At 33.7% G+C, this 25,836-nt stretch carries 22 protein-coding genes and 2 riboswitches; of the genes, 19 read left to right on the plus strand and 3 right to left on the minus strand.

Annotation, left to right across the window (positions count from 1 at the left end; translation table 11 throughout):
* Nucleotides 1–167: 167 nt before the first annotated feature.
* A complete protein-coding gene (locus NEH75_RS01740) occupies nt 168–1,061 on the minus strand; it encodes a helix-turn-helix domain-containing protein (protein ID WP_055304137.1) in 894 nt (297 codons plus the stop codon).
* Nucleotides 1,062–1,239: 178 nt separating this feature from the next.
* Here NEH75_RS01740 and NEH75_RS01745 point away from each other — a divergent pair, with 178 nt between their 5' ends.
* The 9 genes from NEH75_RS01745 (at nt 1,240) to NEH75_RS01785 (ending at nt 11,840) form a co-directional block, all read left to right on the plus strand.
* On the plus strand, nt 1,240–2,883 hold the full coding sequence (locus NEH75_RS01745; RefSeq protein WP_055304135.1) for a glycoside hydrolase family 13 protein: 1,644 nt from the start codon (nt 1,240–1,242) through the stop codon (nt 2,881–2,883).
* 133 nt (nt 2,884–3,016) lie between these two features.
* Entirely contained in the window at nt 3,017–3,427 is a 411-nt protein-coding gene (locus NEH75_RS01750; protein ID WP_055304132.1) for a glycoside hydrolase family 36 N-terminal domain-containing protein, read from the plus strand.
* 1,328 nt (nt 3,428–4,755) lie between these two features.
* On the plus strand, nt 4,756–5,859 hold the full coding sequence (locus tag NEH75_RS01755) for an endonuclease/exonuclease/phosphatase family protein (protein ID WP_055304130.1): 1,104 nt from the start codon (nt 4,756–4,758) through the stop codon (nt 5,857–5,859).
* A 74-nt stretch (nt 5,860–5,933) separates the two neighbouring features.
* Nucleotides 5,934–6,167: a JAB domain-containing protein gene (locus NEH75_RS01760; protein ID WP_082427778.1), complete on the plus strand. Its 234-nt coding sequence runs from the start codon at nt 5,934–5,936 to the stop codon at nt 6,165–6,167.
* 157 nt (nt 6,168–6,324) lie between these two features.
* Nucleotides 6,325–6,936, plus strand: coding sequence for a GNAT family N-acetyltransferase (locus NEH75_RS01765; protein WP_202966264.1), 612 nt, complete (start codon nt 6,325–6,327; stop codon nt 6,934–6,936).
* 327 nt (nt 6,937–7,263) lie between these two features.
* Nucleotides 7,264–8,067, plus strand: a complete 804-nt coding sequence (locus tag NEH75_RS01770; RefSeq protein WP_055304128.1) for a hypothetical protein — start codon at nt 7,264–7,266, stop codon at nt 8,065–8,067.
* Between the two features lie 329 nt (nt 8,068–8,396).
* Nucleotides 8,397–10,271, plus strand: coding sequence for a hypothetical protein (locus NEH75_RS01775; RefSeq protein ID WP_055304126.1), 1,875 nt, complete (start codon nt 8,397–8,399; stop codon nt 10,269–10,271).
* Nucleotides 10,272–10,273: 2 nt separating this feature from the next.
* Nucleotides 10,274–11,122, plus strand: a complete 849-nt coding sequence (locus NEH75_RS01780) for a hypothetical protein (RefSeq protein ID WP_055304125.1) — start codon at nt 10,274–10,276, stop codon at nt 11,120–11,122.
* Nucleotides 11,112–11,840, plus strand: coding sequence for a hypothetical protein (locus NEH75_RS01785; protein ID WP_055304123.1), 729 nt, complete (start codon nt 11,112–11,114; stop codon nt 11,838–11,840). The genes NEH75_RS01780 and NEH75_RS01785 overlap by 11 nt, the downstream gene beginning before the upstream one ends.
* Nucleotides 11,841–12,144: 304 nt before the next feature.
* On the opposite strand, the gene NEH75_RS01790 is transcribed toward NEH75_RS01785, so the two are convergent.
* A complete protein-coding gene (locus NEH75_RS01790) occupies nt 12,145–12,453 on the minus strand; it encodes a nucleoside triphosphate pyrophosphohydrolase (protein WP_055304121.1) in 309 nt (102 codons plus the stop codon).
* Between the two features lie 114 nt (nt 12,454–12,567).
* On the opposite strand from NEH75_RS01790, the gene NEH75_RS01795 reads away from it, so the two are divergent.
* The 7 genes from NEH75_RS01795 to NEH75_RS01825 all read left to right on the plus strand — a co-directional run bounded on the left by NEH75_RS01795 (nt 12,568) and on the right by NEH75_RS01825 (nt 23,060).
* Complete coding sequence (locus NEH75_RS01795) at nt 12,568–15,009, plus strand: DEAD/DEAH box helicase family protein (RefSeq protein WP_262948411.1); 2,442 nt, start codon at nt 12,568–12,570, stop codon at nt 15,007–15,009.
* A 199-nt stretch (nt 15,010–15,208) separates the two neighbouring features.
* Nucleotides 15,209–15,694: a hypothetical protein gene (locus NEH75_RS01800; protein WP_055276135.1), complete on the plus strand. Its 486-nt coding sequence runs from the start codon at nt 15,209–15,211 to the stop codon at nt 15,692–15,694.
* 121 nt (nt 15,695–15,815) lie between these two features.
* Nucleotides 15,816–16,463 (plus strand): SIMPL domain-containing protein, encoded by a 648-nt coding sequence (locus NEH75_RS01805; protein WP_262948414.1) that lies wholly within the window; start codon nt 15,816–15,818, stop codon nt 16,461–16,463.
* Nucleotides 16,464–16,479: 16 nt separating this feature from the next.
* A complete protein-coding gene (locus tag NEH75_RS01810) occupies nt 16,480–17,529 on the plus strand; it encodes a M42 family peptidase (protein ID WP_262948415.1) in 1,050 nt (349 codons plus the stop codon).
* Nucleotides 17,530–17,626: 97 nt separating this feature from the next.
* Nucleotides 17,627–17,728, plus strand: a riboswitch (purine riboswitch).
* Between the two features lie 560 nt (nt 17,729–18,288).
* Nucleotides 18,289–18,390, plus strand: a riboswitch (purine riboswitch).
* 295 nt (nt 18,391–18,685) lie between these two features.
* Nucleotides 18,686–19,447: a S1 RNA-binding domain-containing protein gene (locus NEH75_RS01815; RefSeq protein ID WP_055305093.1), complete on the plus strand. Its 762-nt coding sequence runs from the start codon at nt 18,686–18,688 to the stop codon at nt 19,445–19,447.
* A 233-nt stretch (nt 19,448–19,680) separates the two neighbouring features.
* Nucleotides 19,681–21,615: an LTA synthase family protein gene (locus NEH75_RS01820; RefSeq protein ID WP_262948417.1), complete on the plus strand. Its 1,935-nt coding sequence runs from the start codon at nt 19,681–19,683 to the stop codon at nt 21,613–21,615.
* Between the two features lie 83 nt (nt 21,616–21,698).
* Nucleotides 21,699–23,060: an MATE family efflux transporter gene (locus tag NEH75_RS01825; RefSeq protein ID WP_055305097.1), complete on the plus strand. Its 1,362-nt coding sequence runs from the start codon at nt 21,699–21,701 to the stop codon at nt 23,058–23,060.
* 178 nt (nt 23,061–23,238) lie between these two features.
* Here the strand turns inward: NEH75_RS01825 and NEH75_RS01830 are convergent, their stop codons facing one another.
* The gene (locus tag NEH75_RS01830) at nt 23,239–23,988 is read right to left on the minus strand and encodes a hypothetical protein (protein ID WP_262948419.1); all 750 of its coding nucleotides are present in this window, start codon (nt 23,986–23,988) and stop codon (nt 23,239–23,241) included.
* A 180-nt stretch (nt 23,989–24,168) separates the two neighbouring features.
* On the opposite strand from NEH75_RS01830, the gene NEH75_RS01835 reads away from it, so the two are divergent.
* The 3 genes from NEH75_RS01835 (at nt 24,169) to NEH75_RS01845 (ending at nt 25,827) form a co-directional block, all read left to right on the plus strand.
* Nucleotides 24,169–24,546, plus strand: a complete 378-nt coding sequence (locus NEH75_RS01835) for a zinc ribbon domain-containing protein (protein ID WP_262948420.1) — start codon at nt 24,169–24,171, stop codon at nt 24,544–24,546.
* Nucleotides 24,547–24,842: 296 nt separating this feature from the next.
* Nucleotides 24,843–25,256 (plus strand): hypothetical protein, encoded by a 414-nt coding sequence (locus NEH75_RS01840; protein WP_262948421.1) that lies wholly within the window; start codon nt 24,843–24,845, stop codon nt 25,254–25,256.
* Between the two features lie 145 nt (nt 25,257–25,401).
* The gene (locus tag NEH75_RS01845; RefSeq protein ID WP_068759714.1) at nt 25,402–25,827 is read left to right on the plus strand and encodes a DUF3888 domain-containing protein; all 426 of its coding nucleotides are present in this window, start codon (nt 25,402–25,404) and stop codon (nt 25,825–25,827) included.
* Nucleotides 25,828–25,836 lie beyond the last annotated feature (9 nt).

The raw sequence follows: 25,836 nt of genomic DNA on the forward strand, positions 1-25,836 counted from the left end.
ATCCTACTAAAAAGAGCAAGTTCATCAACTCTAAATTATGAAATTGAGAGAAGATGGAGTAGTTAAACATTTATAGAAGAGCTATCGATGAATTTATTAAAGGAGTATAAAGGAATACAGTGATGAATTTAAACTATTGGAAGGTTATGTTGGTAACGCTCCTCAAATTATCTTTTAATGGGGTTAGAAGGGTTTTTGCGATACTCGGAGGGAGTACAATTTTTGTAATGTCTAAATAGTTTATTAAAGTAACTAAAGTTATCAATACCAACCTTTAGGCTTATATCTGTAATATTTAAATCTGTTGATGATAGGAGAAGGGTTGCCTCCTCAATTCGATGGGTATTAATAAAGTCTACAGGTGTTTTCCCAGTCATCGATTTGAAAAAGCGACAGAAGTATTGTGAGTTCATGTTAACTTCATGAGCTAAGTCCTTGATATATATTTTTTGTTGGTAGTTTTGATGAATATAGGTGACACTTTTTTTAAGTAACTGTAGTTTGTAATCTAGATTTTTTTCAATAGTATTAGAAGCTATAAAGCTATTATTTTCAACTAAATAAGAAAGAATCTTATACAAAGATCCTTTGATTGTTAATTGATAGCCTGGTGTTCTAGAAGTATAGCGATCAATGATATCAATAATCTCATTAATTATTTTCGAGTTTTGTATCGAATCGGAATTAATGGTGGAGGGGAGTTTTATGCTTTGCTTGATAAGTGGTTCAAGAATATTAATATGGCAGTAGTCTAGATTAGAGGTGTTAATAAAGTTGGGATGAAAGACGATGGCATGATGAATGGATTCAGAGTTACTAATATCTTCTATAGAATGGATTTCCCCACTATTAATGAAAAGTAATTCACCTGCTTTTATATTAATCAGATGACTATCTTTAAGGATTTTAAATTCTCCCTTTTCAACGTATATGATTTCAAATTCATTATGCCAGTGAGAATTAACTGAATAGTTTCCATCTTTATTAAAATGTCGATAGAGTTGGAAAGGAAATAAAGAATCACCATGTGAAGACTTCTCTTTTAATCGGGTATCTTTCATATCATCACTCCTTTGATAAAGTCAAAATTATGTTATTTATTAAGAAAATATTGCAAGTGAATCGTTTTCTTCTGGATTATACTATTAAATAGTGGTAATGATTTATGATTGCATTACTCATCATACAATAACAGTTTATAGATTGTAAATGATCATTCTTAAAAGGTAGGAGAGTATTATGGAGCAAAAATGGTGGCATGAATCAGTTGTTTATCAAATTTATCCTAGGAGTTTTATGGATACAAATCACGATGGGATTGGTGATCTACAGGGGATTATTAGTAAATTAGATTATTTAAAAGAGTTAGGGATTGATGTGATCTGGTTAAGTCCTGTCTATAAATCACCTAATGTTGATAACGGTTATGATATTAGCGATTATCAAGGAATTATGAATGAGTTTGGAACCATGGGCGATATGAAGGTACTCATTAGGGAATGTCAGAGTAGAGAAATCAAAATTATTATGGATTTAGTTGTTAATCATACATCGGATGAACATGAATGGTTTATAGAGGCAAGAAAAGGGAAAGATAATCCTTACCGTGATTTTTACATTTGGCGGGACCCGGTAAATGGAGGAGTCCCGAATGAATTAAAATCTAATTTCGGTGGAAGTGCTTGGACATTTGATGAGCAAACAGGACAGTACTATTTTCATTTACATGATAAACGACAGCCTGATTTAAATTGGAGCAATAAGCATGTTAGAGAGAAAATTTATGAAATGATGAATTTTTGGTTAGAGCTAGGGATTAGTGGTTTTAGAATGGATGTTATTGATTTAATCGGAAAGGATGTTGACCATTTGATTACTACTAATGGACCAAAGTTGCATCAGTACTTACGAGAGATGAATGAAAAAACATTTGGAAATTATGAAACCTTAACTGTCGGTGAAACATGGGGAGCAACACCAGAAATAGGGCGATTATATAGTGATCCTAAAAGAAAAGAATTAAGCATGATCTTTCAATTCGAGGTGATTTCACTTGATAAACAGCAAGGAAAACGCAAGTGGGATCTAGCTCCACTAGATTTTATTAAATTTAAAGAAACCTTTGAAAAATGGCAAATTGAATTATATGGAAAGGGATGGAATAGCCTATTTGGAAATAATCATGACCTTCCACGAATGGTTTCAAGATGGGGCAATGATGAAGAGTATCGGGTTGAATCAGCTAAAATGTTGGCAGTGATGTTACATATGCAACAAGGAACTCCTTTTATATACCAAGGAGAAGAGATAGGGATGACTAATGTAAAGTTTAAATCAATTGAAGATTATAAAGATATTGAAACTCATAATATGTACAAAGAGAGATTGGCTAATGGCTATAGTAAGGATGAAATTATGACTTCAATTTATGCAAAAGGACGCGATAATGCACGAACTCCTATGCAATGGAATAGTGAAAAGTATTCTGGATTTTCTAATGTTCAACCTTGGATTGGTGTAAATGAAAATTATCCTCACATTAATGTACAAAATGCTTTAGCCGATCGTAATTCAATTTTTTATTTTTATCAAAAACTTATTAAGCTAAGACGTGAGATGGATATTATTAAATATGGAACGTTTGAATTGATTTTAAAAGAGCATAATGAAGTGTTTGCCTTTTTAAGAAAATTTGGAGAGGAAATGCTTCTAGTAATTTGCAACTTTTATGGAAATAGATTACAGATATCTTTACCAGATAAATTAGTAGAAGGAGATGGACAAGTTTTAATTGCAAATTATGATGACTATCCGGTATTTAACAAATGCATTAATTTACGTCCTTATGAAGCTATTGTTTATCGAATCATCACGAAACAATAGTAAGGACTAAAAGATAGAACTGTAAAACATAGCAAGATATTACCTGTTATCTTCTTTTTTTACTCTTGTTACCATCACGATAGCGTTTTATAATCGGCATGTAGGTAATTATTTTAGTAGTAGGAGGAAAGGTATGGATATCATTTATGATGAGAGGACAAGATGTTTTCATTTAAGGAATAAACATGTTAGTTATATTATGAAGGTCATTAATGGGGGATATCTAGCCCACTTGTATTGGGGCAGAAGAATTGAACACTATCATGAAAGTAATGATATTGTACTATATGATAGAGGATTTTGTGCCAATCCGAATCCAGAGGACCGTACTTTTTCATTGGATACGCTCCCCCAAGAGTATCCTGCATATGGAAATAGTGATTTTCGCGTTCCCTCATTTCAAGTTGAATTGGTTGATGGTTCCCGAATATGTGATTTAAGATTTAAAGATTTTCGTATTTATGCAGGGAAAAAAAAGCTTGCACTGTTAGAAAAGAATGTGAATTGTTTATTTAATTTTAACCAAGAAAAATTTGCAGTATAATAATTATGGGGTGCTACAAACACCCCATGTTCTTAGTGAATTACCAAACTTCTATACTATTCTCTGCATCTACCCATTCCTGCATTTTTCCATCCAAAGCAAGACTTGCATAAACTTATTGTAGTAATTTCACAGTAGCCTATGGAACTCAAAGGTACAAGAAATCGTTATTTTCCTTAACGCAACGTATCGTAGCAAAAGATTTATGTTATAAAAATTGTATAACATAAATCTTTTGTCCTATAATTTCCACTTTCTTAATATCTATACAAATTCCTATTTATCTACATGATATCAAAAACATATGTATTTCGTATTATATAACAACTACGAACTAAAATATATTATTTATCATGAAGTTGGCTAACAGAGCCTTGTAATAAAAAGTATAAAAATAACCATATACAAGTTTTTAATAACTAGATATGGTTATTTTTATTTTAAGGTTGATTATATTATTTGATTATACATAATAAAATCAAACAATTGTAATATAAGGCTTACAATATATTGATTATACTTTTTACCCTATATTCAATCTCTGGATAGGCTAATCATGCACTCGCATCATTAGCCTTTTCTTATCTTCCATACCCTACCAGAGGAGGATAGCTAAGACTCAAATCTAAAGATTTTCGTACTTAGCGCAGGGAACCCATACTTAAACAAGGTCATCACTAAATATTCAAGTCACCTATGTCCACATACTAGCGTGTGGGACCCCTGCCATTTACGAAGTAAATGTATCCTCAACTAGTAGGGAATGGTGGTGGCGAGTGCCTTGATATTTAGTTTGATGTTTAAGAGAAGACGATCCTAGTAGCGGGATATATTAAGAATAAAAGACATAAAAAAACAACTGATAGGGGGAATCAGTTGTTTGATGAAAGGGAATTTATAACATAAGGAGTTTTTGGAATAGCAAGTTTTAAACTTACAATTATGTTATGGGTTATATTTCTATTTTTATTCAAAAAAAGGTATTTAAATCTAAATTATCTGTTTTAAACAACCTAGAGTGCTTTATGTCACCACAGGTCTTTTCATCATCAGGTTCAATTCTGCTATAAGAATTAATCAAACTTTAATGTCAAAAGAAACATAATCATTAATAGAAAGGCTAATCATGTCAACACATCATTAACCTATTTTTTATCTCAGAACAGAATGATCACTAAATAGTCAATCTGCCCACTCACATACTGTCGTATGGCGAGGTTTGGATAGGTTGAAATGAATTAGACAGTTTTTAAGATCATGTAGAATTTATAATTATTCTGTTTCATATAATTGACATTGAATAGGCAAAAAGTATTAGGAGAGTAGGGATGAGAGAAGTTCTGAAAAAGTTTCTGATTGTTGTTTTAAGTTTATTTTTATTACTTGTCATTTTAGTGTGTAGTTATATCGTTTATATCAATAACTCATATTATCGGATAGAAGATGATTTGTCATTAGAAGTTATAAATAATCAAAAGATTATTTTAGAAAAAGATACCGAGTATTCTATACTGACCTATAACATTGGATTTGGAGCGTATGATCAACAGTATTCATTTTTCATGGATGTAGGAACTATGAAAGATGGAAACGTGATGACGGGGAAGTCTTCAAGAGGAATTAGTCAAGAAAATGTTTTAAAAAATACGAAAGGGTCTATTAATTTAATAAATGAATTAGCGACAGATTTTATTTTATTGCAGGAAGTTGATGTAAAGGCAACACGTAGTTATCAGATTAATCAAAAAGAAATGATTGAAAATTCGTTAAGTCATTATGGTCGTGTCTTTGCTCTTAATTTTCATGCACCGTATATGTTGTATCCTTTTTATGAACCTCATGGAAGTGTAGAATCGGGATTACTGACGTTATCTCGATATCAGATCAGTTCAGCAAAACGAATGAGCTATCCAGTAGATAATAGCTTTTTGGCTAAATTTTTTGATTTAGATAGATGTTTTGTTATTACTCGGTATGAAGTTGGTAATGGCAAAGAGTTAGTCTTAATTAATAATCATATGTCTGCTTATGATGAAGATGGGATGATTCGTGCTAAACAACTTGAACTTCTTAATACAATGATGAAGCAAGAATACGATCAAGGAAATTATGTGATTGTAGGTGGTGATTTTAATCATGTTTTAAATATTGATGAAGAGGCTTTTTCATCTGAACAATTAGTTCCTAGTTGGGTAAATAGTCTAAGTGATGAAGAATTGCCTGATGGAATGAAGATTGTTAATGCAAGTAATAATTTAGAAGTTGCAACATGTAGGGCTTCTGATATTCCATATATAAAAGGTGTTAATTACATGACGATATTAGATGGGTTTATTATTTCAGATAATATTGTAGCGAATGCTGAGAACATTGATGCTGATTTTATGTATAGTGATCACAATCCAGTGAAATTAACTTTTAAATTAAAGTAATCAGCATAACAATAAATCAGATATTCTTTAAATCAGACGCATGTTGTGTTGTATATGAAAGTTAAGATTTTTAGATAAAGGAGCAACTTCAAGATTGGGATAGAGAACAATTCATCATTGCTTGTTTGACTACTAAACATGAACCACCCACTATTCGTATCACTAGACCACTCAATAAAGCGATTGTCCATTCAAGAGAAGTCGTATCAAATGCGACTAGTATTATGGCATTTCATAATCATCCATCAGGAGATACAACACCATGTGATCTAGATATTCAACTTAAACATTATCAATGGACCTTTTGATATAGAGATAGGAGAAGGGGCAGTCGTTTCAAATCCATGGAACAATCAATATGGCATACGTGATTTGACAAAAGGCACATCTGTTGTTAATGTAAGTGATGGATTTAAAAACATGTCAATTCATATAGGATAGCGCGTTAGGAATTATATTTTTTGGATGGGAAGTAACAAATTTAATAAAGTAAGCGGGGAAACAGAGATGAGAATTGAAACAGATAGATTAGTCATAAGAGATTTAGAACAAAAAGATAAAGAACAATTATTTAAAATTGTATGGCAGAAGGAAGTGATTCGATTTATGAGGGATTGGTCTGAACATATACCCTCTGCAGAATCATTAACTGGATATGTTGATTGGCATCAAACACAAAAAGAATCTACAGATATGTATGAGTGTAAAAGATATGCCGTTGCGCTAAAAGAGAATGATTTACTAATTGGAACAGTAGGAATGGGATTTGAGGATACTTTAAATGAAGTCGAAATGGCCTATTTTATTGATGAAGAATATCAGGGAAAAGGATATGCAACAGAAAGTTTAGTTGCATTGTTTAATTGGTGCATGGATGTCTCGACTTTAGATTATATGATACTAACAATTGATTGTGAGAATATAGCATCATGTAAAGTTGCTGAGAAAAGTGGTTTTGAATTGTTTGAAAAACGAACACCAATCGGTCATAAACAGCCCAATATGATAAGTGATAGTTATTATTACTACAGAAAATATAGACAGAAAAATTGTTGTTTTTATACCGATAACAAATGAAAGATGGATGATTAATCTTTCTCATCAATGGAGTAAGGTTCAAATTCCATAGGTCATAGGACAAGGAGATACGGATAGGGTTGCTACGACAAAACTAGTTGAAGAGTTGGTGGCCAAGATCAATAATTCTTATTTAAGTTGTAACGTTATCACTCATACTGGACAGATGTCAGGCGTAGAGATGGTGAATGGGTTATCACCTCTGTCGCCGGAACAGAGTCAACAATTCTGATTTCAACAAATTTTTAAGATATGAACTGGAGATCAATTGATACTTTCTGCGACTCAAAAATTGAAGAAATGACGATTTAACGAGGTAGATTAGAGATGACAAAGTTATATCTTGTTGAAGGATTACCATGCTCGGGTAAGAGTACAACGGCAAAATTTATTTCAGAAAAATTATCTGAAATGGATAAATCAGTAATACTGGTTGATGAGGGAAGCGGAAAACATCCAGCAGACTTTGAGTTTCATGCTTATGTTGAGAAAAACGATTTACATAAATTTGATGCTCCCCTTCAAATAAAAATAAAGGAATGTTCAGAACTAAAAAATGGTGGATATATTATTGATTTGTCACAATTTGCAGATGAAGATTTGGATCTATTGATAAAGTATAAAATCTATGATGTTTTGCCATGGGAAGTTGAGATGCCACAAATGATAAATCGGTGGCAGGACTTTGCCAAAAAAGCAAGTTATGATGAAAAGGTTTATGTTTTTAACTGCGTTTTTTTACAAAATCCAATGTGCGAAATGATGATGAGATTTAATTTTCCTGAAAATGAATCTTTTGAATACATTTCGAAAATATATCAGAGTATTAGTTCGTTAAATCCTATAGTTATTTATTTGAAAAATGATGATATTGTAGATAAAGTAAAAGAAACAGCTAAGGAACGTAAGGGCTGGCTTGATGCGGTAATCGATTATCATATAAATGGGGGATATGGAAAGAGTATAGATGCACGAGGATTTGATGGATATATATCTTGTTTAGAAGAACGACAGTGTAGAGAATTAGCTATTTTGGAAAAATTATCTATAAAGAAGCTCATTGTTAATAATGCGCATAGAGATTGGAAGAGGGCATATAAGGAGATTATGACAGTCATAGATGAAGAGTGAAAATGGATATTTTCTGTGACTAAAAAAATGAAGAAACGTTAAGTTTATTTCAATCGAAGGACATCCCGCATACAAATCTAAACATGATCGTGATAAACATGGCATAAAAATAGCTACACCTTAGTATTTTCAATGTATTGAATTCTAAGATATAAAAAATCATCTTATGTATTTTTATACATAAGATGATTTTTTTGTCTTGAGAGAATTGAAAATGACAATTATTCTATGTTGATCTCTATCCTAATATATGTAAGAATAATATTATGACACTAAAAAAATACATTTTTCGATAAAGTGACATTTGATTAGAATAGGGAGAGATAAAAATGACACAATACTGGCAGTTTACACCAGTTGATCGTATTGAAGAGTCGACTTTTCATCCTGTTTTGGAGCGATTTTATAAGAATGGTATATCAGGTCTGATTCGTGAAAATATACAAAACTCGTTGGATGGGAAGTTAAAAGAAAATGATGATCCTGTCACAGTAACCATTAAAACTGGAACCATTGATAAAGAACATATACCTGGGTTACATGAAATAAAAGAGCGTATTTTGAGTTTACAAGGGCGTAATACATATACAAAAGAAACAATTGCGCATATGCAAAATAAGATGCACGCTCAAACAATTGATTATATTTCTTTTGAAGATAGTAATACAAAAGGATTACGTGGCGCAAGGAATGGACAAACCAATTCTAATGAGGATACGTGGAGTATTTACGCCTACAACAAAGGGGTACACACAGTTGAAGCGGATGAATCAACAGAGCAGGCGCGTGGAGGTTCTCATGGAATAGGGAAAATCGCATCGAATGCAGCATCTGATTTATATCTAATGTATTTTGCGAACTGTGATGAATTTGGGGATCAGCATCTCGGTGGAACAATTCAATTAATAGAGCATGAGTTAAATACCAAATGTTATCGTGCCACAGGCTATTTTACACAAATACAAAATGGTAAATTTTATCCCTTTGAAAATCATTATCACGAGGTGTTTCAAAAACAGACGCGTGGTTTGAAAATTATTGTGCCGTTTTTACGTACTGAGTTCAATAATGAGATCGAAATTGTAAAGGCCGTTTGTGATAGTTTCTTCTTGTCTATTTTAGAAGGAAAATTGCAAGTTTACATTAATGATCAGTGCTTGAATGTTCAAACAATTGGTCAATATATGTCTGATCCTATCTATTATCTAGATAATGTAGAATCTAAAGACTTGAATTTTACACCATTTTATTATCAAACGTATACGGAACATGAACCACAACGCATTACGATTAGAGATAAAAAAGAAGCCTACGAATTTAATTTATATTTTAGATACGATTTATCTATTCCAAAAGGGCGCATTGGGATTATTCGTACAATTGGAATGAAGATTGAGGATAAGAAAATTAGTGGTCATATTAATAAACCGTTTAATGGGATTTTGATTCCGGTGTCTTCGAAAGAGGATGCATATTTAAAGTCGCTAGAAAATGAATCACATACGCAGCTATCTTTTGATCACATTAAGGATCAAGAACTTCAAAAAAATGCTAAACGTTTTATTAATAATATTAACAGACAAATTAGTCAGGTAATTGAGGCGGCAATTAAACAAAATAATCCAACAGATGGGAAAATGGATACTAGTGATATTTTATATGTGGTTGAAACACAGTTTAAGAAAGAGCTATCTAAAGCTGCTTCGCCTGTAAAGTTAAAAAAAGGTAGTAAAGAAAAAACTGTGGTGAAGGTTAAGACAGATGTTCCAAAGAAGAAACCTAAAAATAAAGAATCAGAAGAGCAGAATCCAAAACCACCGCTAAAACGTAAACCTCGAGCTAAAGATGAGGCGGAAGGTAAAATTAAATATCAAGCACAACCTGATCGTGTGCAACGTGCAATCGTTGGTGATGCTGAAATTTTGCGCTTTGATTTCTCAACAAGCCCTGAGATTAAAAACGTAAGTACGTGTGATGTTTCACTTGCTGTTGTTGATGGGATGGGGAAAGAATATCCTAATGAATTAAAGCTTCATGAAGCCTATACGCAAATTACCGATTTAACAACAAGTAAGACATTAAAAGTTGAAGGTGGTATCATTAAAGATGTGGGGTTAAATAAAGGGATAGCTCAGCTCAAACTACAATCAAGTGTTAATAATCTGAACAAAAATCTGAAATTCGTGTACTATGTGGAGGTGTAGAAATGATTTATAAAAAAGAAGCCAATTTCCCATACCCTCTCTTAACCAACACCTCAGACTCATATGAACAATGTCAATTCACTTTAGATATCGATCTACAAGAAAACACAGAGCATTATCACTTCAATGTTAAATCAGAAATTGAATCACCCTTTATTAAAAAGCTAATTCAATCAAAACAAGCAAAACTTATCCTCGTTATCCAGTCAAAGGACAATAAATTTTATGATGTAAAGTTAAACGAAGATCAAATTATCATTCCAAAAACAAGACTTTCATTAAGTAAACGAACAACACTCCAACTGTTTATTCAGGCAGTAGACGATGTAAACTTTGCAGCAAATGAAGACTTAGCAAGTTTTTACGATGACATAAAAGAAGGTATTACAGTACCTAAACACTCAGTTCTTGGATTCTCAAATTGTGTCATCTTTGATGGAAGTACAAACAAACCATTTGATCTATTTGAAAAGAAACTAAATCCACATTTAAAATCAGAAATTGCAATTGACCTTGGTAGCGAGACAATTATCATTAATTATAAAAGTGACGAATTACAATTTAATGATTCAAGCATGAGTGGAATTTTAAACAATCCATACGTTTATATGGGTCTTCAAAAAGCCCTTTATCGCTTTATTATTAAATATGGTGAGGATGATCAAGTTTATTTAGATGATATCGAATATCCAGAAGATGGACTTGACTTCAAATTATATAACTTGATGAAAAGTAAAATGATTACGGAGCTCAATACTGAAAATATAGATGAAGTCATTTCTAAAATCTCAGATAAAATCTTAAACAAATTTACTAGTGCGGTAAGGGGGCTGTATAAAAATGAAGATTAATTTATTAGATAAGGGCTATAAAAATAACGAAGCCTTCTACAATGCCTTTCTGACTAATAATATGGAAGATTTTTTAAGCGATGAGGTAATAGAGTTAAAATCTGCCCCAGACTTTCCAATCTATCTCAATATATCAGATGAAACTGAACGTACAAATAAATTCATCGAGGCATTTACAGTTATTGCTCATCATTATTTACACACTGATCGTGATACGCATTTTGATGAACTCTTCTGGCACTCCTTGCTATGCACGGCAAAACGAGACTATATCTTAGAAAACTATCCTCAAGTTAAAACTAGCATAAAAGAATTTAATAATGTGGTTCTAAAGAAATTCGACTGGGAAAACTACATTTATAAATGTATTCTTGGAGCTCAATATGTCGTCGATCATGTGAATGATCAAACACGCCATGATCACTATTTCCGCCTAATCGCTGACAATTTAGATATGTTTAACTATATGTTAAAGTATCCAGTATTCCGTAACGGAGAATTTATGATCAATATTTTAGATATTATTGATGAGTATGACCTATCAGGTATCTTGAAACAAAAAATTACATGGCGTGATGATTTAGGAAAAGATGAGCGTGTTGGACGCCGTGTATTATTTGAGTTTAATAAAAGCTACCCAATTGTCTTGTTCCCAATGCTGAGTAAGGATGAATTAAAGCCATTGTTTTTTGAGTATTTGAAGATGTATGAGAAGTAAAATAGTTAGTTTCTCATAAAAATTTACTTCTACTTAAATTCATAATTTTATATAAGGAAAAACACACAAGAGCACCCTAACTTTTCACATTGATAGGTACTTGTGTGTTTTAAATTATCAATCATGACAATGTGTTATACTATTTTCTGTTTCAGAATAAGGATTCAATTAATAAAAGATCTCTTTTAGGAATAGCAAAAGGGAAGCAACTTGAACAGAGTGAAAGCTAGATTAGTGCGACACTAGCTGGTAATAAGATTTTATAGACTTAGTAAAAACCACCCGTTGGACGGGTGGTTTCTTTTTATTTTGTTGATTTTAAGATGATATTTTTTTCAAAACCGCCACGTGCTTCTTTTTTCTCTTGGCGTTTGTTTAGTAAATCTTGCTCTGTGTATCCAAGTTTATGAGCTAATCCAAATAAGACTTCCATGACATCAGCTAGTTCTTCTAGATTTTTATCTGTTTTGAATTCTGTGACTTCTTCATCTAGTTTTTTAACTAGATAATTAAAGGCAACCTCATTATTAACAATTTCAATATCTGCTGTTTTTCCCGATGCTGCGATGATTTCGGGAATTAAATCACGGACTAGTTTATCGTATTGAATCATAGATCATTCTCCTCTGTACTTTAATTAGTTTTATTATATTTCAAGGGATAAATTCTGTCAAAAATTTCAAAAGAATGATAAAATATTACCAAAGTGTAAGGTAGGGTGAAAATGGTGACAACAATTAAAAGTATTACAGGGTATGATGATTATCTGTATCATCATATGAAAGAGAGTTTTAAAAAAGCTAAAAAAATCGATATTATCGTTTCTTTTTTAATGGAATCAGGGGTTAAACTATTAGAACAAGATTTAATAGAACTTAAAACGAAAAATATTCCGATTCGAATCTTAACAGGGAATTATTTGAATATTACACAGCCTTCGGCGTTGTATCGATTAAAAGATATTTTCGGTGATAGTGCTGATTTACGATTTTTTAATGAGCCTAATCGGAGTTTTCATGCAAAATCTTATTTTTTCGAATATGAAGATGGAGCCGACATGTATATTGGATCATCTAACTTATCAAAATCAGCTTTTACAAGTGGGGTAGAATGGAATTTCAAACTTGATAAACTGACGCATCAGGTAGAGTATGAGCGGTATCATCAAGTATTTGAAGATTTATTTTATAATCATTCCATTAAAATTACCGATGCAGAACTGGATTTCTATTCAAAGAATTGGAAGAAAAATAAAATCTATCAAACAACACCGTTTCCAAATACAAACTTTACAGAAGTTGCAGCTGATGAGGCACCATCATATGTGACGGATTTATATTCACCGCGTGGTGCTCAAATAGAAGCTCTTTATCATTTAAAGAAAACAAGAGAAGAAGGGTTTGATAAAGGGCTTGTCGTTGCTGCAACTGGAATTGGGAAGACGTATTTAGCTGCCTTTGATTCACGTGAGTATAGACGTATTTTATTTGTGGCGCATCGTGAGGAAATCTTGAAACAAGCAGAGAAGAGTTTTAAAAATGTTCGTCCCATGAGTGAACGTGGTTTCTTTATCGGGACTCAAAAAGATACGACTAAAGACATTATTTTTGCATCTGTTCAAAGTTTAGGTAAAAATGATAGTTTGAAACTATTTCAACCTGATTACTTCGATTATATCATTGTGGATGAGTTTCATCATGCGGTGGCTCAAAACTATCAAAATATTATTCAATATTTTAAACCAAAATTCCTTTTAGGATTAACCGCAACACCTGAGCGATTAGACAGTAAAGATGTGTTAGCAATTTGTGATTATAATTTAGTTTATGAAGCACCCCTTAAAAAAGCTATTAACCAAGGGTGGTTAGTTCCGTTTAGATATTATGCTATCTTTGATGAAACAGTAAATTATGAGACGATTGACTATCGTAATGGGAAATATCAAACCACTCAACTTGAAGAGGCATTAAGTATTCATAAGCGCGCTGATTTAATTTTCAGTCATTATAAAAAGTATCGTTCAACACGTGCGATGGGATTTTGTATGAGTAAACATCATGCAGAATTTATGGCAGATTACTTTGTGAAGCACGGGGTAAGCGCCTGTGCTGTGTACAGTGGAGATGAAGGAGTTCATAATACAGCAAGAGAAAAAGCATTAAGTAAACTAGTTAAAGGTGAAATTAATGTGATTTTTTCGGTGGATATGTTTAATGAAGGGCTAGATATTGCTTCTTTAGATATGGTCATGATGTTACGTCCAACAGAATCACCAACGATCTTTTTACAACAATTAGGACGTGGGTTACGTTTATATAAGGATAAGCACTATTTAAATGTTCTTGATTTTATTGGAAACTATAAAAAAGCAAACTTTTCACCTTATTTAATGACTGGTGCATCAAAGTCACAATTCAAGAAAGCAAGTGATGTCATTAAAGAAGACTCCTTATTACCAGAAGATTGCATCATGGATTTTGATTTCCGCTTAATTGACTTATTTGAGAAAATGGATCACTCATCAATTAAAATAGAGAAGCTTTTAGTTGAAGAATATGAACGAATCAAAGCCGAGTTAGGTCATCGTCCCTCACGTACTGAGCTATTTACCTATATGGATGAAACGATTTATTTAAATATCAAATCCAAAGCTAAAATCAATCCGTTTAAAAACTACTTAAACTTCTTAAAGAATCAGAATGATTTAAGTGACGAAGAGATAGCCTGGTTAGATACTCCAGCTGTCAACTTTATCAATATGATCGAGAAAACATCGATGTCAAAAACATATAAGTTACCAACGATACTTGCATTTATTAAAAACGGGCGCTTAGAATTAAAAATTAATGATGATGATTTATATGAATCATTTAACGATTTCTATTCTCATGGATCAAATGCCGTCGATTTATTACGTGACAAAAACAGCCAAACCTTTAAGGAGTGGGGAAAAGCAGAATACGTTAAACTAGCACGGAAAAATCCAGTACACTTCTTGTGCCAAAGTGAATCTGAAATCTTTAGTTCAGATGAGGAGTTTATGTATTTAACTAATTCTTTAGCCCCATACCAAGAGAATCTATTATTTATTCAACACATCAAAGATGCCATCGAGCTTAGAAAACAAGAGTTTTATAAGAACCGTTTAGAAAAACTAGAATCTAAATAGATTAGAGCATATAACACAAAAGAGCTATCATTTGCGATAGCTTTTTTTGTTTATCCAATCTGTCTAAAGATGGAGATTTTCTACTTGAATTCAAATACTTAATAAAATTAACTAACGTGATATAAGTTTGGTGTTAATTACCTTTTTTTATTATAAAATAGAGTATAATATATAAATAAGAGATGAAGGGGGAGAGACTATGAGAGAAATTGAAAATTGTGTAGAGGTCCGGGTCAGTGGTCCAAAAGAACAAATGAAGGTCTACTTAGACTGGATTCAAAAATCTGGCGAGTATCGTTATTCCATGGGAATTGATGAAAATGAAGGTGATCCTGTTTTTTTTCTAACACCAGAGGTTCAAAGTCATGAGTGTTGGAAATTTTCTAGTTCAAATTTAAAGCATAAAACTCGCTTATACCAACGCTTGAATAAAGAGGTACTCAAATACCGAGTGAATTATATGGTTTATTACGGCACACACCATCTTTCGGATGAGATTGAATTTGATTTAAATGAAAAAGATTATGATCAAGCCATTTATCCTGAATTAGTTCGTGCCTTTAATCCTATGCCGGAGACGATCGCCTGCAAATGCCCAGATTTGGTAGTAAACGTAGAGTGGGGAAGTTATTATATTGAAAAGGATTTTCAACTAGGCGATTATGAGAGAGAATCAATCATCTAAACGAATTTGCGAAAATGATATCCATCCTACCTTTTGGATATCATTTTTATTTTGGTCATTTTTGGTTAAACCACGTAAGGTATGCTATAATAGGCATAAATCATAAAGAAGGGGGAATGGGATGAAACAACGGACGATAACGGTGAAAGGAACGGGGCAAGCGTCTTTACCGCCAGATTATATTGAGATTCCACTGTATTTAGAATCGAGAGATGAACAGTATGACCAAGCCATCGAGTTGGCTAGTCAAAAGCTTGAAGAATTACAGCATTGTCTTGAGGGGATTGGTTTTAAAAAAGAAGACTTAAAAACAAGTAGTTTTACAGTCGATACGGATTATGAGCAAGTGAAAGACGAAGAGGGGAATTATGTTCGTGTTTTTCGAGGTTACATTGTCAGACATCGTTTAACGTTTGGATTTGATTTTAATCATGAAAAACTTGGCGAAATCATTCAAGTCATTAGTAATTGCCCAGCGCATCCAGAGTTCTCCATTCAGTATCAATTAAAAAATGAATCTTCGTTAAAATCGTTAATTCTTCAGGATGCCGTTAAGCAGGCAACTGAGCAGGCGAATGTTTTAGTACAAGCAGCGGGTGTGACATTAGGACCGATTCAAGTCATTGATTATGATTGGAGCACCATCAGTTATCAACCACGTGAACTCCTATTAAGCGAGAGTGCTAATTATTCAATGGCCATGATGGATTTACAACCTCAAGATATCAGTGCCACTGATTACGTCACGATTGTTTGGGAATTAATTTAATAAAGGAGTAACCGAAATGAATAAAGACTTTTTATATGAAATGATTCAAACCCCCTCTCCATCAGGGGCTGAATTTGACTTACAAAAGAAGATCATCCATTACATGAAAGAGACTGTTGACACCTTTGAGACAGACGTCACAGGAAATGTGATTAGTGTTTTAAATCCTCATTCACCTTGTAAGGTGTTATTAGCAGGACATGTCGATGAAATTGGACTCATGGTGACGATGATTACAGATGCTGGGCTATTAAAAGTAACCAATGTGGGTGGAATTCGTCCGGCTCTTTATTTAGGACAGAAAGTTCAAATTTTAACGTCATCTGGCATCGTCAATGGAGTGGTTGGGGTGAATCGCTCACTTCTTAAAAATAAATCGTTAGAAGCAACTGATTTGTTCATTGATTTAGGGGCAAGTTCCAAGGAAGAAGCCTTAAAGGTTGTTAAACCTGGTGATTATGTTGTAGCAGCCACGGATTATTGCGAATTAATGAATGATTGCATTTCAGGGCGTGCGTTAGATAACCGTTTAGGTGCATTTATTGTGATTGAAGCCTTGCGACGAGCGAAAGAATTAGGGGCACATGTTGGGATTTATAGTGCGACAACCGTTGGAGAAGAGACAACGATGCGTGGGGCGGTTTGGGCAGCTAAACGTGTGAAACCAACGTTAGCTTTAGTCGTTGACGTGACCTTTGCGACGGATTATCCAGATGCGAACGCCGAAGCAATCGGAGAGATTGAAGTGGGTGGCGGACCTGTATTAGCTAATGGCTCAATTATTAATAACCTGTTAAATGAACGATTAGCGACTTTAGCTAAAGAATTAAACATCCCTGTTCAATACGAAGCCGCACCTGGACGTACTGGAACAGATGGAGACCGAATTCATCTTGAAAATGATGGGATTCCACTAGCACTTATTTCAATTCCACTTCGATATATGCATTCAGGTAGTGAAGTGGGATCCCTTAAAGATGTTGAGCAGATTATTGAATTAATCGCACATTTTCTAGTTAATTTGGAAGATTCTATCAGTCTTTCTCCTTACCAAAATATTCTATGATCTTTTTCGAGAAAAACGAGATAAATTTCTTGCAAATTACGTCAGATGATGATATTATATACCTCTGGAAATGAATAATTAATTTATTTCCTACTCCAAATAGTTATAATATTTTACTTGTATAATTGTTAAGATATGGTTAACTAGTTTCTACCCACGACCGATTATCTCGTGGACTACAGGTAAAAAATTTGTATGTCCTCATCATACATCCTTTTTACTTGTAGAACACCGAAATGGCCTTCGGTGTTCTTTTTTTTATAACATTATGAATGATTCAGTCTACCTGTTGGTAGGTTTTTTGATTTTTATCTCTTCTTTTCATCAGATAACGTTTATTTATAAAAATGGGCACTTCATCTTTTGCTACTTATTCGTGTCATTTAATCATTATTAATATTTTAAATAAACAGTTAACGACCTTAGCCAAGAATTAAACATGCTTTTGCCAGGACTGGGTTACACCTGATCAGACTGGTACCGATGGTTGATTGTAATCACCTTGAAAATGATAGCATCCCACTAGCTTTTATTTTCATTCCACTTCGATATATACATTCAGATAGTGAGGCTCATGTTAAGAACATCATTCATTTCATTTCATGTTTTTTGTAAATTTAGAATAATCTAGAAATATGTCTTATTACCAGAATGTTCTAGGGTGTTTTTTTAAAAAAATGATAAAAACCGCTTGCAAATAACGTGAGATGATGATATTATATACCCCTGGAAATGAATAATTAATTTATTTCCTACTCCAAATAGTTATAATATTTTACTTGTATAATTGTTAAGATATGGTTAACTAGTTTCTACCCACGACCGATTATCTCGTGGACTACAGGTAAAAAATTTGTATGTCCTCATCATACATCCTTTTTACTTGTAGAACACCGAAATGGCCTTCGGTGTTCTTTTTTATCATATTATGAATGATTCAGCCTACCTGTTGGTAGGTTTTTTTGATTGTTATCTCTTCTTTTCATCAGAGAACGCTCATTTTCGAAAAATGTAAAATAAATACCCGTTATTTATGAAAATGAGAGTTTTATTTTCCTCTACTTATTGGTAAAATATAATTAGAAACGCTTTCTTTTTAGGAGGCGAGCTTTTATAACGCTTAATCATTTTGATTAAATGTGGGGGGGGATAAATAATGGAGCAATTTTCTCAACAAATGATTCCATTAAAAACAAAGAAAGAAATTAAAGAAGGCATTGTTAGACTCGTTCAATACGATATCATTTTAAATGATTATGCCGTTTGGTTAGATTTAGATGGAGACAAAGTGATCATTCCGCGTCAAGAACTCGAATTATATGAGATTAAGGGCGGCTTAAATCATTATATCGGGACGAGGCTTCAATATATCATTACAGCGTATGATGCTAATCGTCACGTTTATCTCGGTTCATGTCGAGAGGTCAAACATAAAAAACGATTAGAACTGATTGAACGTCTAAAGGCAGGAGAAACGTTTGATGCTAAAGTTACCCGCTTAGTTTACTTTGGCGCTTACTTAAGTATTGACGGTGTCTCTGTGATTTTAAGAAATCAAGATTTTGCCAATGATTATACGACAGTTTCAGATGTGTATAAAGAAGGGGATCAAATTTCAGTTTGTTTGTTGAAAGTGAATGATAATCTCAAAATCAACGTTCAAGCAGTGACTAAATATGAGTGTCACTCTTCAATCACTATCGAAGATTTTGAACCACAAACGGTCGTCTATGGGTTAGTGCGTAGCGTGAAACCGTGGGCTTGCTTTGTGAATATTGCACCAAATTTAGACGCCATTTGTCCAGTCCCAACTTTTTTCACTGTCAAAGAAGGAATGAAAGTCGCCTTTCGAATTAATCAAGTTCGTTTAGAGGAAGGACGTGTCCGAGGTAAAATTATAAAAGTTATTGAGCGTTAAAGGTTTATTTTTAATCTAGCCTATAAAACGTTGCGAATGAATCTGTTTAGTCAATTTCAACCCATGCATAAACTTAAAACCCCGATGGGTGATGCTTTCTACTCTGAAAGACAGGCAAACTCATCGGGGTTTCACTCTATTTATACAATCATTTATCTTGAAGATACTTGAAAGATACCAAATTTTGTGTTAATTTTTATTTTTAAGCAGATGTTCTTTTATGGGGGGAGAATATGGAATATTGGATCGGATGGTTATTCTTATCAATTAGTTTAACCTTAATCATGGAGATGATTAAATTTCAATCCATCATTAAGACTTTCAACTTTGTTAGAAAACGGCCAGGTTATTTTGCCATTAATTTATTAATTGTCTCTGCAACGTTAGTTTTTTCATTCTTCGTTTCACGTAAACTTTTTTTTATTGGATTTATGACGTTTTTTTGGTTATTTCTTGCGATCATGAATGCCATTGTGACCCATTTACGAGGATACCCTTTAATGTTTTCGGATATCTTCCTGATTAAAGACGGACTGAGTTTATCTTCACATTATTTTAAACCATGGGTGATTGCTCTTATTATTGCTGGAATGGCGATCATTCTCCATATTGGATATGGCTGGTATCAAATCCAATATTCCGTGAAATCTCTTGATTATCTATTAGCGTCGATCTACGTGACACTTGCTGCCTTCATCTTTAATCGAATCGAGAAAGGGCAGCCTGTTGAGTCGTCTTCCGTTGAGGATGAGGAGATAGGCTTTGCCTATGCGATGGCAGACTCGATTTATCCGTACCTTAACCGTAAACCAGATACTTATAACGAAGAGATGATGACTCAAATTTTGAAAGGGATCACTTATCCCCCTTCAAAGGGGCCCGTGCATCGCCCGCAAATCATTCTCTTACAGCTCGAATCATTTTTTGATCCATTAAGGTTAGAGGGGGTCTCATTTAGCCAAGATCCCATTCCAACTTTTCGTAAGTTGATGCAGCAAGAAAAAAGTGGCGTCATGCGTGTCCCGACCTTTGGGGGAGGAACAGCTAAAACGGAGTTCTCTATTTTGACGTCGATGAATGCAGAGCTATTAAAACCAGGAGAAATTCCGCATCATTCATTTTTAAAACATACACCCGTTGAGTCATTGGCTTCTCAATTAGAACGAATGGGCTACTGCTCAACGTTAATTCATAATTATGAAGGAAATTTTTATAATCGACATCTAGCATATGAAAACCTTGGCTTTTCACGCTATATTCCAATCGAATATATGAGTGGAGTAGGGGTCCCCCATGATTTATCCCAAATGAATGACACGGATTTAGTCAATTATGTTTTAAAAACATTAGCAACTGATCAGAAAGCCTTTATTTACGGGATTACGGTTGGAACTCATCAGCCTTATGATGAGACGCCTGATGATCATCCCTTGATACAAGTAGAAGGACCTATGTCCATAGAGATGAAGTATGCCCTACAAGATTATGCGAAGCGTATTTATCAGCTCGATCAAGAAATTCATCGTTTAATTCAGGAACTGCAAGCATCTGAGCAAGAGGTAATTCTCATGATGTTTGCTGATCATTTACCTAATCTTCCAATTTTAAATGATGAATCGATGTATCCCTATAATCAGTATGAAGTCCCTTATTTTATCTCACACTTTCATCCAAGCTTTGACTATCCACTTCCGAAACAATTGGAGTGCTATCAATTAGGGACTTGGCTGATGAAAACATTGAATATCCCTTTATCCATGATGCAACAGCTTCATATTACCTATAAAGACCATGAATGTTATCAAGATATTTTACGTTTGTCGCAATATGATCAGCTAGAAGGAAAGGCTTATTTGACGAATCAGGTGTTTACTACCCATCAAACAACACTTCATTTTGGATTAAATGAACAACGATTAGAGGATTATCAGTGGACGGAAGCGGGGCTCATGGTTTATGGAGCTGGCTTTAATATTGATTCGCAATTATATGTTGATCATCGTAAAGTTGAGACCATTTTTATTAGTGATATGGAGTTAATGGCAGCGATTGAATGTAAAGCTTTTGACACACTCACGTTAAAACAACTCAGTCGTCGCCATGAAGTCTTAGGTGATGAAATTAATTTAATCGCAGAACACGAAACGGTCATTGACAAGGGAAATTGAATCTGATAGATTATAGAGAAGTAAATGGTAGGAAGAACATGGAGTCTTCCTCTTTTTAATGGAAAAAATAAGGATGTGATATGATGAATTTGAAGCAACATTTTAAACAAAATGCTGCCTTTTACAAAGATTTATGGATTATTGCGCTTCCTATCGCTTTACAACAATTAGTGACCTCAAGCTTAAACATGGTTGATACACTGATGGTTGGAAAAGTTGGAGTTGATGCAGTGGCTGCGGTTGGGGTTTCAAACCAATATTACTTTTTATTAAATATGGTGATGTTCGGAATTTATAGTGGAGGAATGGTCTACTTTGCTCAGTTTTGGGGAAAGAAAGAGATTCGGAACATTCACCGCTTACTAGGATTTACTTTAGTCTTAGGGATTGGATTAGCTGCTATTTTTACGGGCTTAGCTCTATTAATTCCAGAACAGATTATTCGTATCTTTACTCAAGATGTCGCGGTTCAAGAACTCGGTGCCAAGTATTTACGTATTGCTTGTTTAAGTTATCCGTTCATGATTTTATCGTTTGGATTTAGTATGGGGTTACGCGCGGTCGAAAAACCTAAATTCTCAATGATTGCTTCGATCATTGCCCTAACGTTAAATACGATCCTTAACTTAATTTTAATTTTCGGATTATTCGGGTTCCCTCAATTAGGGGTCATCGGGGCTGCCATTGCGACCCTTGTTTCACGTATCGTTGAATTTATCCTAGTGATTGGCTTTGCTTATTTAAAAACAGAGACGATGAATCCTAAGTTATCGGTGTTATTAGCGTTTGATCGTGAGCTCATTAATAAACTGATTGTCACAAGTTTACCTGTCGTGATCAATGAATGCTTCTGGGGACTTGGTACAACGGCTTACATGGTGATTTACGGGATGATTAATGTGGAGTCGATTTCCATTATGAATATTGTCAATTCAATCTTTAATATCTTCTTTATTGCAGCAATTGGGGTTGGAAATGCATCGACGGTCATGCTTGGTAAGAAACTAGGAGCTGGGGAGAAAGAAAAGAGTTATCAAGATGCAATCTTATTCTTAAAGGTAGGGATTGTCCTTGGAATTATCTCAGGACTAATGCTTGTCATGTGTATTCCTGTGATGCTTCAATTATATAAAGACTTCGAGCCATCAACACTTACGCTCATGTCACACGTTTTAATTGTCTTTGCGGTAGGCTTAACGTTCCGTTTTATTAATATTATTAATATCGTTGGTGTTTTCCGCGCGGGTGGAGATACGAGATATGCGATGATTTTAGAGTTAGGGGTCTTATGGACGGTTGGTGTTTTAGGTACCTTTATCGCGGTTAAATTCTTCCATGCGCCACTTCTGATCGTTGCTATTATCGTTCAATTAGAAGAAGCAGTCAAAGTCTTCTTCGGAATGTTCCGTGTACGCTCGAAAAAATGGATTAATCAATTAGTTTAAAAGAGAGAGTTTCTCTCTTTTTTGTATATAGACACATAAATCTTCTACATCCCATCGTCCCAGTAAGAAACAACAATGGATTCATAATTGCACTTCTGTGACTTTTACTTTTTATCGTTTAATTCAGTTCTATCAAAACAAAAAGGATATGCGTAAAAATTTGCATATCCTTTTTGTTTTATTTTTCAATGTAAGTTGTATCAACCCAAGTGCCCGCTATTCCAGGATTTGAAGTAATATTGAGAGGATGAGTAGCATCTTCAACGTATTTATAAATATAATAAGTCCCGGGTTTTATAAATTTGGCTCGTTTCAATGAGGTTGACGTTTTGTAACCTACGATATTTTTTGTCACAATTACTTTCTCACCTTCAATAAAGAGATTGGGAAGGTTTAATCCGATTGAATCATCACCCCAAAAACCTTGTGTTTTAGTATCAGTAAAAATAGGAACAAGTGGTTGGCTAGTAGATATACTATCTTCAACAAAGAAGCCTGACAAAGGTTTATAAAGGGTCATGCCATCAATCCACGCCCCTGCTGCTTTACCAGTTTTTGGAATACGAATAGGATGGCGACTACCTTCTACTATTTTAGAAATAACATAAGTCCCGGGTTTAATCGTTATATTTGAAAGAAGGGCTCCAGAAGAAATGTAACCGGAAATACTTTCATATATAATGATCGTATCACCCACATGAAAAATACTAGTTAACGTTGAAATAAAATTGTTATCTAGGTCAGCGTTACTTAAATTAATTAAATCATTCAACTGTGATAAATCGTTACGCTGGTTAATGGCTGCTACATTATTTGAAGTTTGATCATAAGTCATTTGAGTTGGGGGAAATTTTTGACCATATTTTAGATAATTTGTCGTGGGATCTAAAGGCATTGTTTGATACGTATTACCCATATCTTTTTTCACGTCCTTTTCTATAAACTACTATATTATATAAAAACAAGTCAAAAAGATGGTGTTTCTATTCCTATATTTGATTGTAAAAATTCTTAAAAGTTGGAATGTTTCTGATGAGTTCTTATTTAAAACACACGAAAAGTTCATTATAATAAAAGAAAGAGCATGTTAAGAAAGGATTTTTGATTTATGTTTTTTATTGGTATTTTTGGAATAGAGACAAAAAACGTTGAACTTAAACCACTACCCGCTACGATGTGCAAGCACTGTCGTGGAACAGAAAAATTCACATTATTTAAACACTACCATCAATTCCATTTCTTTTTTATTCCAATCTGGAAATGGCGCTTAGAATATTATATTGTTTGTGACACCTGCCAAACGATTGCTAAAATCCCATTAGAAAAGGGGAGAGCACTTGAAGCGGATGAGAAGATGGAACTCACCTTATGGGATCAAGAAATCGTTTATACCCCATCAGAAAATAAACGACGTTGTCATCACTGTCACGAAGTGGTAGACGCCACGTACCAATACTGTCCTCACTGTGGAAATCATTTGGCGTGATGACCATTCGTTCCTCTAGAATAAATCATCTTAGTTTTTAATCCATAGCAATCATGAACAAGCAAGTAAAGGCTTTATAGGCCTTGGCTTGCTTGTTTTTTTGACTGGCTGTTTAAATCGATTAAAGGTCGTCTTATCCCATGAGTGATGATGACCCTCTAAAAAAATCAACTTTATGTCTTTGGGGATGAACGGATGAGTTAGTAAGGCTATTTAGCATTTTAATCATCACTTTTTGAATAAGTCACTGTTTTCTTTCAAATATTAAGCTAAGCGTTAAAAGGGAGGAAGCCAGTATGGATGTACGATTCGTTTATAGTCTCATTCTAATCATCAGTATGATGTTTTTATGTTTAATGATCCCACCAGATTCTAAACAGAAATCTCAGGAAAAGGAAAACATAACAAGGATGGACTTAAAAAGTCAACTGATTATTAACCTGTTATATCCTAAAATTATTGCAAAAATAAGAGAAGAAAAAGCCGTTACACCCTTAAAAGTCAACTCAGAGGAGATCAATCTTCTTCACATTGAACCAATCAATGAAACACAAATTTCCATTAAATTAGCCTTTTCCTCTTTTTTAAATGAAGAGAAAGTTTATGCTCATTATATCGCCACGTACTTGATTGATTCTTTAGGAGACATTGAAACCCAAACGTTTCAAGAGACCAAAGAATTAGACGACATCCCTATATTTGATAATTGAAGCCAGTCTATAAATGAATGTTGAAAATTAAATCAATTCTTCCTGACTGAAGGGGAATAAAATCAAAAACATTCAACGTCGTGTTTTTTTAATCCTTGAATGACAAATAAGAGCAGAAAACTCATGTCAAGAGAAGGTTTTATAGATGAAAATTCACCGAATGAGACAGTTTTTAGTCATGTTCTCTCTTGTTCTTACCTTCAACTTAGTTCCTAAGACTGCTCATGCCATGAATGTTAATCCTGAATCTTGTGAAAAACTCATTATCAATTTATTACAACCTGCTATTGAAGAAGAAATGGTGAAGTATTATGGAGAAGACCTAGGTAAGCGTGTGGAACTCTATAACTATGAAATGTCGATACTTGACCTAACAGCTGAACCTTATAAACCAACGACCGTTACCCTAAAAATCACTCCAATGATTGGCGCTCATCATCCCATTGGTGATTATGAACTCTATTTTTCAGTAGATAATGCGGGAGAAATTAAGCGATTAAGTTTCAAGCCACTTAAAATTTATCCTGAAACGATCGAACGTTTTCAATTAACCTTGCCTGAAATGGAATAGGAAGCCCGA

The sequence above is a fragment of the Turicibacter sp. T129 genome (assembly GCF_025594975.1).
GTDB classification, from domain to species: Bacteria; Bacillota_I; Bacilli_A; order MOL361; family Turicibacteraceae; genus Turicibacter; species Turicibacter bilis.